The organism is Streptosporangium sp. NPDC000563, from assembly GCF_040299985.1.
Lineage (GTDB): Bacteria > Actinomycetota > Actinomycetes > Streptosporangiales > Streptosporangiaceae > Streptosporangium.
Genome location: NZ_JBEPDA010000010.1, coordinates 66,636 through 80,740, shown reverse-complemented (window position 1 = coordinate 80,740; position 14,105 = coordinate 66,636). Strand labels below are relative to the sequence as shown.

Sequence of the window (14,105 nt, the reverse complement as noted above, 5' to 3'; positions counted from 1 at the left end):
TCGCTCCGTGCCTGAACCCGGCCACGCTGTCGGGTGTGGAGCTAACGGACTTCGTCGCCATCGCCGCGGCGGCCGGATTCCCCGCGATCGAATTGTCCATCCAGCAGGTGCAAGCCCACCGCCCGCACCGGGTGCGTAACCTGCTGTCCGCCCACAAACTGACCGTGGCGGCGGCAAGCGGCATCCTGCCCGCTGGGCCAGTGCTTCCGCACCCGCTGCTCGTCGACGACGCAACGTATACGGCGTGCCTCGCCGGCCTGGGCGAGCGGCTGGAAGCCTTCGCGGAGATCAACTGCCCGGTGGCCACAATCGTGTTCAACCCGCGCACGGCCCTGGAGCCACAGGCCGCCATGGACATCGCCGCGGACCGGCTCGCGGTGCTGGCCGACGCCGCCGCCCAGCACGGCGTGGCCCTGGCTGTCGAAGCCGTCAGTATCCGCACCGGCCTGGACACCACCCTGGACGGACCTCACCGGCTGGTGAGCAGCATCGCTGAGCTGACCACGCTGCTGCAGCACGTAGGGCGCGACAATCTCACGCTGCTGGTGGACTCCTTTCACTGGGCCGCAAATGGCGCCCCGGCAGAGCACATCACCGCCCTGGCGCCCGGCGCGGGGGGTACCGTCCGCATCGGACACGTGCAGATCGCGGACATCCCCTTCGGTGAGGCACCCGAGCACCTCACCGACGCGATGCGGCAGTTTCCCGGCGAGGGCGCCGCCCCCTGGGACCTGCTGGAGGAAGCCTTGACGAAGGCCGGCTACCACGGGGCGGTTTCCGTGGAGCTGTTCAACCCCGCGCTGCGTGCCCTGCCCGTGAAGGAGATCGTCTCCCGGGCTCTGAACGGGGCCCGTCACTGCTGGAGCACAGCGGAGGTGTCTCCATGACCCTCACCCATCGGCCGTGGCGACTGGTGGTCGCCGGGTGCGGCGCCGCCGCGTTCGGCCTGCACCTGCCGCACCTGGTCGGTGACCCGGCGTTCGAGGTAATCGCCCTCACCGACCGTGATCCGGCTCGCGCCCGCGCCGCCGCGCAGCACTTCGCGGTACCCCGGGCCGCCGCCAGCATCGGGGAGCTGCTGGAGGGTGCCGACATGCTGGTGGTCCTCACCGGTGTGCACGAGGAACTCATCGACGCGGCCCTATCAGCTGGGGTCCATGTCTTCACCGAGAAACCGGTGGGCTTGGACGTCGACCGCAGCCGAGCCCTGGCCAAGCAGGCGCGTAAGGCCGGGCTGTTGCTCGAAGTCGGGGCGATGCGCGCCCATGACCCGGCCCTGCACGCCGCGCTGGCCGCGGTCCCCGAACCGGCCGGGGGGTGGCTGGTCAAGGCCGACGGGGTCGACGAAGCCACCCGCCGGCGGCTGCTGCCAGACGGGTTCGCCCCCTACACCTTCGCCGACGACCCGCCCCAGCCCGTTCCGCCGGGCCTGGAAGGCCACCAGGTGACGGCGCTGCAGATCTTGCTGTGGCAGGGCTACCATCTGCTGACCGCCCTGGTTCTGGCTGCTGCCGGCGTCCAGCCGGTCGCCTGTGTCGTAGCCCCTGCCAGGCAGTGGCTGCACGCCACCCTGCGCGGCCCGGCCGGGCAACTGTTCACGCTGATCATCGGCGCCACGCCAGCAGGTGTCTTCCGTGAGCAGATCCACCTGGCCGACGCCGTCGAGGCCGCCACTGTGGATTTCGCCCGCCCGTATGAGTCGGCTGCCGCTACCCGCCTCACTACCGGCGCTGACGGTAAACGCGCCGGCTTCGGTGACCCGTTCGCCGCCATGTGGGCGGCCATCGATAAGCGGCTGTCGGCGCAGCACCCGGCCGACCTGCCGACCAGCGCGGACCTCGCCATCAGAGTGGAAGAGCTCGCGCTCGGCCTGGCCACCATGACCACGCTCTGCCCGCCCCACACGAAGGACATCGATCATGCCTGGAGCTGACGCGCCCATACTCGTTCTGGACGGCCCCCCGGGGGCGGGCAAGACGTCCCTGCTCGCGCGGATGCTGCCCGCCTTGGGCGATGGGTGCTTGTGGTTCACCGAACCCAACGCCCGCCTGGCGACGGGGCTACGCGCCCCCGTGCACCCTTCGCCCGCCGGGCACTCGCTGTGGTTCCTGCGGCACGAACTGGACAAGGCCCGCGCGATGACAGCTCTGTCGGGCGACCCCGCCACTGAGCTGCTCATCTCCGACCGTAACCACCTCGGCGCGCTGGCCTACTGCTGGGCCACCCAGGCTGCGGACTCGCTGCCCTACCGCACCGCCGCGGACTTCTACACCCGGCGCATCGCCCCCTGCCTGCCCGCACACGTCCTGACCGTGATCTTGCTGGTGAGTCCCGGGCAGAGCTTGGACCGGCGGGGCAACGTCGCCGAACGGCCTCGCTGGCAGCAGTGGTTCGACGAGGGGCTCCTGGAGCGGCTGCACACGTTCTACACCGGCGTCGCCCCCACCCTGTGCCCCTCCCCTCCGCTGATCATCGACACCGATGGTGTCTCACCGGACGCCGTCCTGGCGCAGGTTGCCGCCCTGCTCGGCGACGCCGGGCTGCCCGGCGTCGCCCAGTCTCTGCTCGCCAGCACAGCACCGGCTGCCCGGCCTGAGCTGGCGCCGCACTTCGCCGACACCTACGAGGCGCTCGGCGGGCTGGAGGCGCTCGGCCATCCCATCACCAAGCCGATGAACCACCGGGGCGGAAACGTCCAGTTGTGCCAGCTCGGCGCTCTGCACCGCGCACCTTCCGGCCGGACCACGCTGTGGGACCTGCTGGCAGATGACTCCCTGCGGGCGGCGTGATGAGCGCCCGCACCCCATGCGTCGCCGGAATCAACCTCGGCCACGACGGCGGCGCCGCCCTCATCACCCCCACCACCATGATCGCTATCAGTGAGGAGCGGCTCAACCGCACCCGCTACAGCCCTGGCTGGCAAGCCGCATTGCTGTACTGCCTGCAGGCGGCCGACCTACGGCTGGACGACCTCGATCTGGTCATCGTCAGCGGCATCGGCCACACACCGCCCGAGCCCGCCCAGACCGGCTTGCAGCACCTGGGCGTCGACAGCAACCACATCAAGATCGTCGACCATCATTTGTCGCACGCCTACACCGCTTACTGCCTGTCTCCGCACCAGGAAGCGACCGTGCTGGTCATCGATGGCGCCGGTAACAACGGCGACACCGAGACCTACTACGCCGCCACCACCGACGGCATTCACCGGCTGGGCGGCAACCCGCCCGGCCGTCGACGCGCAGGAGGTATCGGCGCCACCTACGAGGCGTTCACCAACTACCTCGGCTGGCACGAGCAGGAAGCCGGCAAGACCATGGCGCTGGCCTCCTACGGTGACCCTCACCCCTACCCCGAGCCGCTGTTCGACGTACGGAATACCGACGTCTACGGCCGCCTGAACGCCACCCACTCCCGCGGCGTCGCCGAGTTGATAGCCGCCACCGGATGGGACTTCGGCCCGCCCGGCAGCCGCGGCACCCACCCGCGCGGAATCGACGCCGCCGCCTACCTGCAATTCCAGACCGAACAAACCCTCTGCGCACTGGCCGAGCAGGTCATTGCCGAAACCGGCCTCCCCGATTTGTGCATGGCGGGCGGGGTCGCGCTCAACTGCGTCGCCGGAGACAAGATCCGCCGTATGCCGGGCGTCGATGGCTACTTCGTGCCGCCGCCGGCCTCTGATCGTGGCCAGGCTCTGGGGTGCGCGCTGTACGGCTGGCACCAGCTCACCGGCGCCATGCCTCGCCGTCCACTGGCCGCTGACACCTTCGGCCGCCTCTACACCGACGCCGAGATCGAACAAGCGTTGCGCCGCGATCCCCGTTCCGGTCTCGTCGAGCGCCGCCGCACCTCCTACGCCTGGCATCGCGAATCCAACATCGCCGCCACCGCCGCCCAGCTGATCGCTGACGGCAAACTGATCGGCTGGTTCACCGGCCGCAGCGAACTGGGCCCGCGTGCGCTCGGCCAGCGCTCCATCCTGGCCGACCCGCGCACCATCGCTGCCCGCGACGCCCTGAACGACCGCATCAAGCACCGTGAACCGTTTCGGCCGTTCGCTCCCGCCGTCCTATCCGACCACGCCGGCGACTGGTTCGACCTGGACGTAGCCTCCCCGTTCATGCTTCTGGCACCCCAGGTCCACCCGGACAAGGCCCACCGGATCGCCGGTGTCGTCCACGTCGATGGCACCGCCCGCGTACAAACCGTCGACCCGGCCGTGACTCCCGCCTTCGCCGGGCTGCTCGACCACTTCCACCGCATCACGGGCGTGCCCGTCCTGCTCAACACCAGCTTCAACGACCGCGAACCCATCGTGGAAACCCCTGCTCACGCACTGGCCACCTTCCAGGCCAGCGACCTGGACGCCCTCTGTATCGGGGATTACCTCGTCACCAAGACGTAGCCTGCGACAATAGGCGCATGCCCACCCCGACCCTGCGCCACGCTGCCCGCGTCATCACCCTCGATGAGCACGACCGGCTGCTGCTGCTGCGCTATGAGGAAAACGGCGGATTCTGGGCCACCCCCGGTGGCTCCCTGGAACCCGGTGAAGACCATCACAGCGCAGCGCAGCGGGAACTTCGCGAGGAACTCGGCGTCAACGACGTCACGCTCGGCCCTGAGCTTGCCGTTCGCAGCAAGGACCACCTGGTCGGCGGCCAGCCGGTTCGGCAGGTCGAGAAGTACTACGCCGCCCGCGTCCACGCCGATGACGTCGACCCTGAGCATGCGACCCAGCCTGATGACATCCGCGCCTGGCGCTGGTGGACCCTCACTGAGCTGGCCACCAGCGACCAAACCGTGTACCCGATCGGGCTGGGTGACCTCATCGCTGGATACCTTCGCGACGGCGCCCCGGCCACACCGCTCGAACTCACCGATTGAGCCGGAGCGTCAGCGGCGCCTGGTAGGAGCGGACTTCCTCCACCGTGGTCAGGCCTGCCGCGTGCAGATCAGCCAGCAGGGCACGTTCGGTGGTCGAGACGACGGCGCGAGCCACCAGGGCGTCGTGCCGGGCACCTGCGTCGAGAACTGCCGCGATCAGCGGGCCGACCAGGGCCGCCCGGTCTGCGCCGGGGTGAACGAGCACCTCAGCTAGCAGCGCCTCCGCCGGCTCTCCGGGGTTGGCGTGGATCAGCGGATACATCAGGGCGGCCGCCTGTAGCTCCCCGTCAGGGCTGGCCACACCGACCAGACCATCGGTGACGAACCGCTCGTCGGTGCTCCACCGCCGGTAGATGCCTGCGGCGACCAAAGGCTCACAGGTGGGGTGGACCGCGTAATACAGACGGCCCAGCGCGGCGGCATCCGCCGCGTCCAAGACCCGCACGTCCGGCAGGTCTCCACCCGGCGCGGGAATGGTCAGGGTATGCAGCAGGGCGGCAGTGGAGTGCAGGCGCCACCCGGCTTTCGTGAAGAACGCGCAGCCGTGCCGTCGGGTCGCCGGGATCTCCGCGGTGACCAGGCCCGTCTCACGATCAAGCAGGCATGCGTTGACCTGCTCCAGCAGGACGGTGCCCAGCCCTTGCCTTTGCCAGCCCGGGTCGACCACCGGCCCCCACAGGCGACCCGGTACGCCGGGCCCGGCGGGATAGCACAAGGCTGCCGCCGCGACCAGGTCGCCGCCCGCGGTACGGGTCAAGAACATCAGCGTCGGAGGGGAACCCTCGAAGGTCCGCAGCAGGGACCGCACCAGGGCCGCCGTCATCGGCCGCTGATCCGGCCAGCCGCGCAGCGCAGCATGGCCGAGGTCGGCGAGCTCCGCGTCCAGGGGCGTACCGGGCTGGTAAACGGAGATGCTGACCGGCAACGTCACCGGCGCACTGGCGTAGTCAACTGGCGACGCACAGCTGTTACTCACGAACGTTCCTCCTTGAAAGCGATCAGAGAATCGAAGAAGTTCGGGCGTTCGAGTACCAGCCGTGTCGACAGGCAGCGGGTCCGCAGCAACTCCTGCAGCTCACGAACGGCCTGGGTGTCGGGCAGCGTGCCCTCACGAACGGCCCGGCGCAGCGCGAGCAGCCGGGGAAGCCTCGCCTCGAGTTCGGCCAAGCCGACCGTTTCACGACCGAGCCACTCCGTAAAGCGCTCCTCGGTCATGACCTCCCACACCGCGATGTCCTGCCATGTCCCGTCAGGGCCTGCAGCGGTGACCAGGTGCGGGAGGCGGCACAACCCGAGCCGAGGCAGGGGCGGCCGCAGCGGGCTCGTCACCCACGCGCCGTGCAGACCATGCCGACGTCGTACTTCGTGCAGGTGCTTGGCGAAGGCCAACGCCAGACCGGCCTGGGCCAGGGCGGCGCCGACCGGAGCGACCGCCACGGCGTCAACCCAGGAGCGGCGGGCAACGCCGAGCGCGACACGCACCGCGGCAGCCGGGTCGTGTTCCTCGTACCAAACCCGGCGCCCCGTGGTGCTGCTGGTGACGATTCCCGGGCCGAACAGTTTGGCCGCGTCAGCGGCAGTGAACCACCGCTCTCCCTGCTGGGTAATCAATCGTCGGCCCCTCCCGTCGCGCTTCGCTCTCACACCGTCACGTTCTGGTCTCACTGACGAGTGAAGGGCGCAACGACCTGATCGAACAGGGCTTTCGGTATTGGATGGTTTTGGATCCTCGGGCCACATGGAAAGCGACACGAGGGGATAGAAATGCCGAGACAACGACACCACCCGGTGAAGAACACCGCCCTGCGGGAGGCGATCGCGGCCGCTGGGAAGCCCTACACACACATCGCGAAAACGATCAACGCTGTCGGGGCTGAAACTGGGCAGGGTATGTACTACGACCCGGCCGCTATCGCACACTGGCTGTCGGGGACCATCCCTGCGTCGGCGGCGGTTCCCGTCATCGTCGAGGCGTTCGCCCGGCTGCTCGGCCGTGACCTCGCCGCTCACGACCTGGGGTGGCCACACAACGAAGCGGCACCTGAGAATCCGTGGGAGTGCGATCCCATGACCTGGGTGACCCGCTTAGGGAGGGACGACATGCTCAACCGGCGATCGCTGCTCAGCGCTGGCCTGTACTCGCTTGCCGCGCTGAACCTGCCGCCCGCACTCCTCACCACCGTTGACCGTCCGGGGCAGCCTCGCCAGGCCGGCGACTCCGACGCCGAACGCATCCGCGTGATGAGCAGCCAGTTCTCCGCCGCTGACGACCTGTTCGGCGGCGGCCACGCACGCACCGCCGTCCTCGCCTACCTCGTCCACGAGGTGGGGCCCCTGCTGCAGGGCACCACCGGGCAGGCCCGGCCCGCGCTGTTCTCAGCCGCCTCCCAGATGACGTATCTGGCGGCGTTCATGGCCTCCGACGCTGGGGACTCCCCCGGGCTGGCGCAGAACTACTACATTCAGGCCGCCCGGCTCGCCCAGGAAGCCGGCGACCCGGTGGCGAAAGCGACCGCTTTGCGGGGCCTCGCGGTCCAAGCCGTCGAGCTCGGCCACCCGGCCCGCGCCGTCGACCTCGCCGAGGCGGCGGCGTCGACCCTACGCGGCGGCGGCCCGCTCCGGGTCCGCGCCTGGATGGCCGGCATGTGCGCCGAAGCACACGCCGCCAACGGCAACCCCAAGGCCGCGCTCACCGCGCTACGCCAAGCCGAAACAGATGTGGAACGCGCCGATTCCGTGCCCGAGTCGCAGTGGACGGGCGCCTACCGCCGCGCCGCCCTGGAGCACCAGACCGGGATGACGCTCGCCCACCTGGCGGACCTGCCCGCCGCCCAGCGGCACCTCATCGACTCCAACCGTGCCCGCCGCACCGTCGAACGCCGCTCCCGCGCGCTCATCACCTGCCGCCTCGCCGACCTGCAGGTCCGCCAGCGTCACCCCGACGAGGCCGCCGCCACCATCCTGCAACTCCGGGCGGATCTTCCGCTGCTCACCTCGGGGCGCGTCAAAACCGAGCTCGGCCGGTTGCGGGCCTCCTGGGTTCCCGCCCGTTCCAACCCCACCGTCGACGAGGCCGACCGGCTCATCGCCTCCTTGTCCGATCGCTGATCCGAACACCAGCCGCTAGCTGCCGCCGACCTGCACGGCCTCCTCCCCCGCGAACACCACCTGGCCGGGCAGGCGCCCCGGCAGGGGGGCGGGAAAACCGTGCGGGGGCGGCGCTGAGCGCGCCTGTAACGCGGCGTCCACCGCCCGCAGGGGTACCAGGTGGGGGTTGAGCCGGGGAAGCCGTACGGTTCCGCCGACACGGAAAACCCCACCCCCTCTGTGCCTGCCGGCCGGGGGGTGGGGTGGTGGTTTCCGCTGCGCCGCCTGGTCGCGTCACCCGCTGCGGGCCAGCAGGTTGCTGAACTGGGCGTTGACCAGCAGCAGGGCGTCTTTGGTCTCCTCCAGGGAGGAGCTGAGCAGCGTGGAGTGTTCGGCGGTGGCGGCCTGCAAAGCCCGGAACCGCTTGTGCAGGCCGGCGATCGTGGCGTCGGAGTGGCCTTCCCGCTGGGCTGCGGCGATGTCAGCGGCGAGCTTGTTGAGGTCTTCTTTGGCTTTCGCGGTGAACGCCGCGATGACCATCTCTCGCATCTCCTCCTGGTCGGGGAGGGGGACACGCACCAGGTGGCTGCCTCCGCCCATGCGTTCGGCCAGCTCGCGCAGCGCCGCCAGCGTGTCGGCGTGGGCGCGGTGGACGAAGTAGACGCCTCCGGTGGCGCGGACCCGTACCGCCTGTAGCGCTTCCACGTAGGTGCGGATCACGGTGCGCAGCCGGTCACTGGTCAGGTACCTGCACTGGTACCGGAACTCCTCTTCGATCTTGTCGAGGGTTTCGCGGACCTTCGTCTGCTCTTCGGGGGCCAGCGCGGTGATCGCGGCGTGGTCGGGGATGACCTGCAAGGTTCCCTTGCCGGGTTTGCCGGAGTCGAGCGGGTCGCGCCAGAACACGACCTCCGCGAGCCGGGTGTCGTAGGTGAGCCGGGAGCGGCCTTCGTCGCGGACCTCCCGCACCAGGTGTCTCACCAGCCGCAGCCCCTCACGGCTGACGTGGCGGATCATCAAGGTCGCCTCCCGCTCCTTGTCGCCCGGCGCGCGGCGCCGCCGCCCGGCCGGGGCGCCGTCCAGCGAGTAGGTGACGCGGACCCCGGTCTTGCCGGTCACCCGCTCGTAGGCGTCGATCTCGCGGATCTCGCCGGGCACGAACGCCGAGTCCAGGCCCAGCTCCAGGAACCAGCGGTGCATCATGTCGACGGTCACTTTCCCCTCGAAAATCGAGTACAGGACGAGGTGCCCCAGGATCGGCGTCTGCCCACCCTCCAGGGAGGCGTAGTTGCTGAACGCTGCGAGCGTGTCGAGGGCTCCGCCCTCCTGCGGTGCTGCCTGCTGGGCTGCCTGCGGTGCTGCCTGCGGGTCGATGCTCATGATCCGATTCCCTTCTGCTGCTTTAACGGGCGTTTCAGTACCGTGGTGGGGTCAGATGAGGCGGAACAGGTCGGCGGCCGTGTCGAGGTCGGCCAGGTCGGTGACGGTTCGTACGCTGTCGCAGAGCTCTTCCAGGGCCGGGCTGGGGCGGACGGCGACCGCCACCCCGAACACGCGGTGGCCCAGCAGCGCCTTGCGCCGACGCCACTGCGTCATCCACTCGTCGTCGACGCCGCACTCCCCGTCGGTGATCAACACGATGTCGCCGTGCCGGGTTCCGTCGCCGTCGTACTGCCCCTGCAGCACGTCGGCCGCCGCGTCCAACGGCGCCTGGAAGCTGGTGCCGCCGCCGAAGAAACGCTCGGCGAACTCCAGCACCTGCTCCAGGTCGGCGCGGCCCTCCCGGAACGTGAACACCTCCACCTTCTGGGCGTTGGCGAACAGGACGCCAACGAACGTGCGGCGGCTGGCGCGGGCCTGGTCCAGCAGGGCCAGCGCGCACGCCTTCGCCCACGCCTCCCTGGTGACGCCGCTGCCGTCCTTCGACGTCATCGAACCGGAGCAGTCGACGCAGGCGATGATGGCGCCCTCCCCCGCGATGTCCTCACCGCGCGTTTCGTACGTCATCAGCCGCCGCTCGGCCAGACGGCTGACGAAGTCGCCGCGCAGCGGCGGCACCGCCAGCGCGGCCAGCTCCGAGGGGACCAGCCGGCACAGGTCGTCGCCGAGGGTGACGCCGACCAGCTCGCCGGGCGCGCCCCGCACCTTGCTGGCCCGCTCCCCTTTCGCCATGGCGCGGAACCGGCCGATCAGTGACGCGAACTCCGCCAACCGGTTACCGGCCAGCCGCTGCGCGAGCTGGCTGCGCTCCTCGAAGCTCATCCGCTGCAACTGCCCGGCTTGTACTCCCCACCCGGCCAGAACGTCGGCTTCGTCGCTGGCCTGCTGCGCGGCTTCGGCGGCGGCGGCGCGGGCGGCGGCGTCGATGCGGGGGCCGGCTTCGGCGAGCGCCGCGTGAGCGTCCACGTCGGCCTGGGCGGCGGCCTGGTCGGCGGCTTCGGCGGCGGCGATCGCCGCCGCCACCTGCTGTTCGGCACCGTCAGAAACACCACCGCCACCGCCACTGTCGCCGTCGGCTGCTGCTGCGGCGGCGGCTTGTAGGGCGTCTTGCACGGCGTGTGCCGCCTGCGCGGCGAGCTGGCGGGCGTCTTCGGCGGCTTGGGCGGCCTGCTGCGCCTGCCGGGTCTCCTCCAGCATGGCGCGCAGCGCGGCGCTCTGCGCCAGTACCGCCATCGCCGCGGCGTAGGGGTCGCCGACGGTGTGGCTGCGCAGCTGCGTGAAGTCGGCGCTGCCCAGCAGCGCGGACACCACCCGGTGGTTCAGCAGCCTGGAACGATCCATCTCGGAGCTGGGCCGCAGCTGGGGCGCCGCCTTGTAGGCGGCGCTCCACACGTCGCGCAGCAGGTCGTCGGTGTGGTCGTGCCGGTCGGCCAGGTCGTAGGCCAGGTCGCGCAGCGCGCCCGCCTGCTCGTAGGTGTCGCGCCACGCCATCTCGTCGAACGGGTCGCTTGCGATGGCGCTGGTGTGCAGGGTGGGCGGGGCGGCCAGGCCGAGCCACCGCCCGGCGCGGGCCGCGAGGTCTTTCAGCGCGGTCAACGGCTTACGTTTGATCATGTCGTTTGCCCCTTCTCAGACGGTGATCATGGAGGCGTCCATGCCGAGCGCCTCGACCATCACGCGGGCGTGCACGGCGCGGCGCTTGGCGTCGATCTCGGCGATCTGGGTGGTGGAGCGGCCCGCCGCCTTCGACTGCTGAAGCAGCTCCTCCAGGCGCTGGCCGGCCTTGCGGAGCTTCCCGTTCGCCTCGTTGATGGCCCAGTCGGCGACTTCCTCCCGCGACTTGCCCGCGAGCGCGTCCAGCTCGACCTCCAGCGCGGTGACGCCGTCCAGCAGGGTCAGCGCCTCACGCGCGTGCGGGTTGATGAGTTGCAGCACCTCCCGTTCCACGGCGGGCTGGTCTTCGGGGGCGTCCCACAGCACGTGAGTGAGGATCTGCAGGTCGTTGACCTCGACGCTGGGGCGGCCCTCAAGGAACGCCAGCGCCTGCAGCAGCCGCATCGCCTGCCGCCACCGGCGGTCGGAGGCGATGATCCCGGTGCGGCGCAGCGCGGTACGCAGCTTGCACACGATGTCCACGATGGGGTCGGTGACGGCGACGGCGGGCACGTGGGTTCGGATGGCGGTCTGCAGGTCGGCCAGCGCCACCGTGGTCGGCGCCATGGCGACGGGGGCGGAGGTGGAGCGCAGCAGCCGCGCGAAGTTGCTGAGGTCGGCCAGGTAGTCGACCCTGATGCGGACGAGCAGCCGGTCGTAGATGGCGGCGCTTTCCTCACCGGACGGCAGCTCGTTGCTGGCCGTGATCGCGGTGAGCAGCGGGCATTCGATCGGGGCGCCCCCGTTCTCCGGGTGGTACAGGCGCTCGTTGAGGAGCCCCAGCAGTTCGTTCAATGCCCCGGGCCCGCATTTGAAGATCTCGTCGATGAACGCGATGTCGGCCTGTGTGGCACGGCCCTCGAACACCTGCGTGTAGGTGCCCTGCATCAGGGCGGCCACGTCGATCGGGCCGAACATGCGCTTGGGGTCGCTGTACTTGCTGAGCAGGATCTCCCACATCCGGGCGCCGGTGATGCGGCCGGTCAGCTCCCGCGCGAGTTCGGATTTGGCCGTTCCGGGCGGGCCGAGCAGCAGGCTGTGCTGGCCAGCCAGCATGGCGGCCACCAGCGTCTGCACCACCCCGGAGCGTTCCATGTAGCGGTCGGAGACCTCGCTGACGATCGCCCGCAGCTGGGCGGCGGTGACACTGCCGTTTCCGGGGTCGGCCGGGCCGTGCGGGTGTTGTGCTGCTGTGGTGGTCATTGCCCCTCCTGGTCGGTGCCGGGAGCCCTGAACAACTCCCGATATATCTTCATCATATCTAGTTATACTATTGATAGTCGCAGGTTTCGGGGAAAATAACTCTGAATTCCCCGCCGCCGGGAGGGCGCCCCACGAAGGGGCACCCTCCGGCGGCCGGCTACGCGTCGTCCACCACGTCCCGGACGCGAAGCTCCTCCCCCCGCACCTCGACGACCGCGCCGAGCGGCAGCCGCCCGGCCAGGGCGATCAGCGAGTCCGCCTCGACCGCGATCGCCGCCTCCATGCCGGGGACAGGGAAGGCGTACGCGGAGACCAGCGCCTGGACGTAGTCGTCGCGGCTCATGTCGACCTCGCGCACCAGGGCGGTGGTCGTGGCCTTCGCCGAGTCGAACCCGGCGAAGGACCGGGCGCAGCCGCACCCTCCGGCAGGGTCGCCACCGTCGCGGGCACAGGGGGACGCGAAGCGGACGAGCTCACCCTCCTCTCCGTTGTGGAAGTCGTCGTCGCGGCGGCCCTGCGTCTGAGTCGTCGATACCAGCAGGTGCATGCAAACCCCTCCTTTTTGTATATCAAAAGCATAGCAAATTATGAACTTGATATACAGCTGGTGGTGTGATGAATTCCGCACCTCACAGGAACATCACGACGCCACAGCCGCCGGCCTACGAGCAGCCCCAGCCCCGGCACTCACCACGCGGGCGGGCGCTCCTGATAGCCGCACGCCCCGCAGTAGTCGTTCGCGGCGTCTTGCGGGTGAGCCGATCCGGCGCCGCACGTCGGGCAGTGGAACACGTGCCCGCAGGCGCTGGGGCGACAGCAGGGAGGCGGCCTGCCCAAGCCACCCGGCTGGACAACGATCGAAGAGCCAGCCCCCCCCCGATCATCTCGTAACGGCCGTTGCCGCACAGGCCATACAGCCGACACCAGGACTATTCATCGCGGTGAGGCACCCGCTCCTCGCCCCGGGTCACGATGACAGCGAGCGTTCTCGGCGGGAAGTGCACCGCATGCTCACCGCTGACCAGCACACCCAGGTCGTAAGGGGCGCAGCTGACGGTCAGCACGGCGACGCCCTCGCCGGCGATGTTGTACGGCTCGGACACCACGGCGAACAGCTGACCCTCACGCCACCATGACGAGCCGTGATCCAGCAGCCCGCCGTAGTCGATGTCGCAAACATCGTCGCGCCGCTCGTGGGCGGCGCGACGCTCGGGGTGGCGCAGCAAACACGGACAGCACCAAGGCTTCACCGTGACCCGCAGATCCTTCTCCAGTTGGCTGACGCGTTCGGCACGTTCAGCGAGCTGCCGCTTCATTTCGGCGTTGCCGGCGACGCGCTGGGCGCGGATCTCCTGCCGCCAGCCGCACACGATGGGCGCGGCCGCCACGGTGAGGTCACTGGCGACGATACGCCCCTGCTGCACGGAGCGAAGGTCGGCTTCGGTCTGCAGCACCAGCTGCCTGACCTGTTCAAACTCCTCCATCTTGCGGGTGAGCCGGCTGAGGTCGAAGACCAGGACACGGTCCGCGCTGCCGTCGCCAACCTGGGCGAACGCGGCGGCACGGCCGGACCGGTGCGACCCGATGTCGCTGTGCTCGCCGACGACCACCCCTCCCTCGGAGGCGACGTGACCCCGCATCACGGCGAACTGACGTTCCAGCGGTTCATGCGCGGCATCGGCAGCGAAAGCGTACAGAACCCACCTGACGGGGTCAGAAATCAAAGTCATCCACACAGCGTAAGAATTCAATCACCCGTCGTGGCATGACGTTATGAATTCGCGGCCTCGTCTGCCCAGCGAAGCAAAACGCGGAGGCCCGGCAGCCGCGCG

General features: G+C 69.8%; 14 protein-coding genes. 6 read left to right on the top strand and 8 right to left on the bottom strand.

Annotated elements, in window-relative coordinates:
- Nucleotides 1-35: 35 nt before the first annotated feature.
- The 5 genes from ABT352_RS23025 to ABT352_RS23005 are packed head-to-tail and all read left to right on the top strand — an operon-like array spanning nucleotide 36 to nucleotide 4,890.
- Complete coding sequence (locus tag ABT352_RS23025; RefSeq protein ID WP_350946951.1) at nucleotides 36-887, top strand: sugar phosphate isomerase/epimerase family protein; 852 nt, start codon at nucleotides 36-38, stop codon at nucleotides 885-887.
- Nucleotides 884-1,933 carry a Gfo/Idh/MocA family protein gene (locus ABT352_RS23020; protein ID WP_350946950.1) on the top strand — a complete coding sequence of 350 codons (1,050 nt, stop codon included), beginning with the start codon at nucleotides 884-886 and terminating at the stop codon, nucleotides 1,931-1,933. Before ABT352_RS23025 ends, ABT352_RS23020 begins: the two co-directional genes overlap by 4 nt.
- Nucleotides 1,920-2,789 (top strand): nucleoside/nucleotide kinase family protein, encoded by an 870-nt coding sequence (locus ABT352_RS23015; protein WP_350946949.1) that lies wholly within the window; start codon nucleotides 1,920-1,922, stop codon nucleotides 2,787-2,789. The genes ABT352_RS23020 and ABT352_RS23015 overlap by 14 nt, the downstream gene beginning before the upstream one ends.
- Complete coding sequence (locus ABT352_RS23010) at nucleotides 2,789-4,408, top strand: carbamoyltransferase family protein (RefSeq protein WP_350946948.1); 1,620 nt, start codon at nucleotides 2,789-2,791, stop codon at nucleotides 4,406-4,408. The genes ABT352_RS23015 and ABT352_RS23010 overlap by 1 nt, the downstream gene beginning before the upstream one ends.
- Nucleotides 4,409-4,425: 17 nt before the next feature.
- Nucleotides 4,426-4,890: an NUDIX hydrolase gene (locus ABT352_RS23005; RefSeq protein WP_350946947.1), complete on the top strand. Its 465-nt coding sequence runs from the start codon at nucleotides 4,426-4,428 to the stop codon at nucleotides 4,888-4,890.
- Here the strand turns inward: ABT352_RS23005 and ABT352_RS23000 are convergent.
- Together ABT352_RS23000 and ABT352_RS22995 are read right to left on the bottom strand one after the other, a co-directional pair.
- Nucleotides 4,880-5,866 (bottom strand): GNAT family N-acetyltransferase, encoded by a 987-nt coding sequence (locus ABT352_RS23000; protein ID WP_350946946.1) that lies wholly within the window; start codon nucleotides 5,864-5,866, stop codon nucleotides 4,880-4,882. The two genes, ABT352_RS23005 and ABT352_RS23000, sit on opposite strands and share 11 nt — an antisense overlap.
- Nucleotides 5,863-6,501 carry a hypothetical protein gene (locus ABT352_RS22995; RefSeq protein ID WP_350946945.1) on the bottom strand — a complete coding sequence of 213 codons (639 nt, stop codon included), beginning with the start codon at nucleotides 6,499-6,501 and terminating at the stop codon, nucleotides 5,863-5,865. The genes ABT352_RS23000 and ABT352_RS22995 overlap by 4 nt, the downstream gene beginning before the upstream one ends.
- 153 nt (nucleotides 6,502-6,654) lie before the next feature.
- Between ABT352_RS22995 and ABT352_RS22990 the strand changes: the two genes are divergently transcribed.
- Entirely contained in the window at nucleotides 6,655-7,998 is a 1,344-nt protein-coding gene (locus ABT352_RS22990) for an NsdA family TPR-like regulatory protein (protein ID WP_350946944.1), read from the top strand.
- A 15-nt stretch (nucleotides 7,999-8,013) separates the two neighbouring features.
- On the opposite strand, the gene ABT352_RS22985 is transcribed toward ABT352_RS22990, so the two are convergent.
- The 6 genes from ABT352_RS22985 to ABT352_RS22960 all read right to left on the bottom strand — a co-directional run bounded on the left by ABT352_RS22985 (nucleotide 8,014) and on the right by ABT352_RS22960 (nucleotide 14,003).
- Nucleotides 8,014-8,139, bottom strand: a complete 126-nt coding sequence (locus ABT352_RS22985; protein ID WP_350946943.1) for a hypothetical protein — start codon at nucleotides 8,137-8,139, stop codon at nucleotides 8,014-8,016.
- Nucleotides 8,140-8,271: 132 nt separating this feature from the next.
- Nucleotides 8,272-9,357, bottom strand: a complete 1,086-nt coding sequence (locus tag ABT352_RS22980; RefSeq protein WP_350946942.1) for a DUF6744 family protein — start codon at nucleotides 9,355-9,357, stop codon at nucleotides 8,272-8,274.
- A 51-nt stretch (nucleotides 9,358-9,408) separates the two neighbouring features.
- On the bottom strand, nucleotides 9,409-11,031 hold the full coding sequence (locus tag ABT352_RS22975; protein WP_350946941.1) for a VWA domain-containing protein: 1,623 nt from the start codon (nucleotides 11,029-11,031) through the stop codon (nucleotides 9,409-9,411).
- Between the two features lie 15 nt (nucleotides 11,032-11,046).
- Nucleotides 11,047-12,273: an AAA family ATPase gene (locus tag ABT352_RS22970; RefSeq protein ID WP_350946940.1), complete on the bottom strand. Its 1,227-nt coding sequence runs from the start codon at nucleotides 12,271-12,273 to the stop codon at nucleotides 11,047-11,049.
- A 157-nt stretch (nucleotides 12,274-12,430) separates the two neighbouring features.
- Nucleotides 12,431-12,820, bottom strand: coding sequence for a DUF7715 family protein (locus ABT352_RS22965; protein WP_350946939.1), 390 nt, complete (start codon nucleotides 12,818-12,820; stop codon nucleotides 12,431-12,433).
- Between the two features lie 382 nt (nucleotides 12,821-13,202).
- The gene (locus ABT352_RS22960) at nucleotides 13,203-14,003 is read right to left on the bottom strand and encodes a recombinase family protein (RefSeq protein ID WP_350946938.1); all 801 of its coding nucleotides are present in this window, start codon (nucleotides 14,001-14,003) and stop codon (nucleotides 13,203-13,205) included.
- Nucleotides 14,004-14,105 lie beyond the last annotated feature (102 nt).

What these genes read in the sequence shown, in the direction of transcription:
- ABT352_RS23020 (WP_350946950.1), top strand. Translation starts at nt 884, where the DNA reads ATGACCCTCACCCATCGGCCGTGGCGACTGGTGGTCGCCGGGTGCGGC.
- ABT352_RS23015 (WP_350946949.1), top strand. Translation starts at nt 1,920, where the DNA reads ATGCCTGGAGCTGACGCGCCCATACTCGTTCTGGACGGCCCCCCGGGG.
- ABT352_RS23010 (WP_350946948.1), top strand. Translation starts at nt 2,789, where the DNA reads ATGAGCGCCCGCACCCCATGCGTCGCCGGAATCAACCTCGGCCACGAC.
- ABT352_RS23005 (WP_350946947.1), top strand. Translation starts at nt 4,426, where the DNA reads ATGCCCACCCCGACCCTGCGCCACGCTGCCCGCGTCATCACCCTCGAT.
- ABT352_RS22990 (WP_350946944.1), top strand. Translation starts at nt 6,655, where the DNA reads ATGCCGAGACAACGACACCACCCGGTGAAGAACACCGCCCTGCGGGAG.
- ABT352_RS22980 (WP_350946942.1), bottom strand. Translation starts at nt 9,357, where the DNA reads ATGAGCATCGACCCGCAGGCAGCACCGCAGGCAGCCCAGCAGGCAGCA.
- ABT352_RS22975 (WP_350946941.1), bottom strand. Translation starts at nt 11,031, where the DNA reads ATGATCAAACGTAAGCCGTTGACCGCGCTGAAAGACCTCGCGGCCCGC.
- ABT352_RS22970 (WP_350946940.1), bottom strand. Translation starts at nt 12,273, where the DNA reads ATGACCACCACAGCAGCACAACACCCGCACGGCCCGGCCGACCCCGGA.
- ABT352_RS22965 (WP_350946939.1), bottom strand. Translation starts at nt 12,820, where the DNA reads ATGCACCTGCTGGTATCGACGACTCAGACGCAGGGCCGCCGCGACGAC.
- ABT352_RS22960 (WP_350946938.1), bottom strand. Translation starts at nt 14,003, where the DNA reads ATGACTTTGATTTCTGACCCCGTCAGGTGGGTTCTGTACGCTTTCGCT.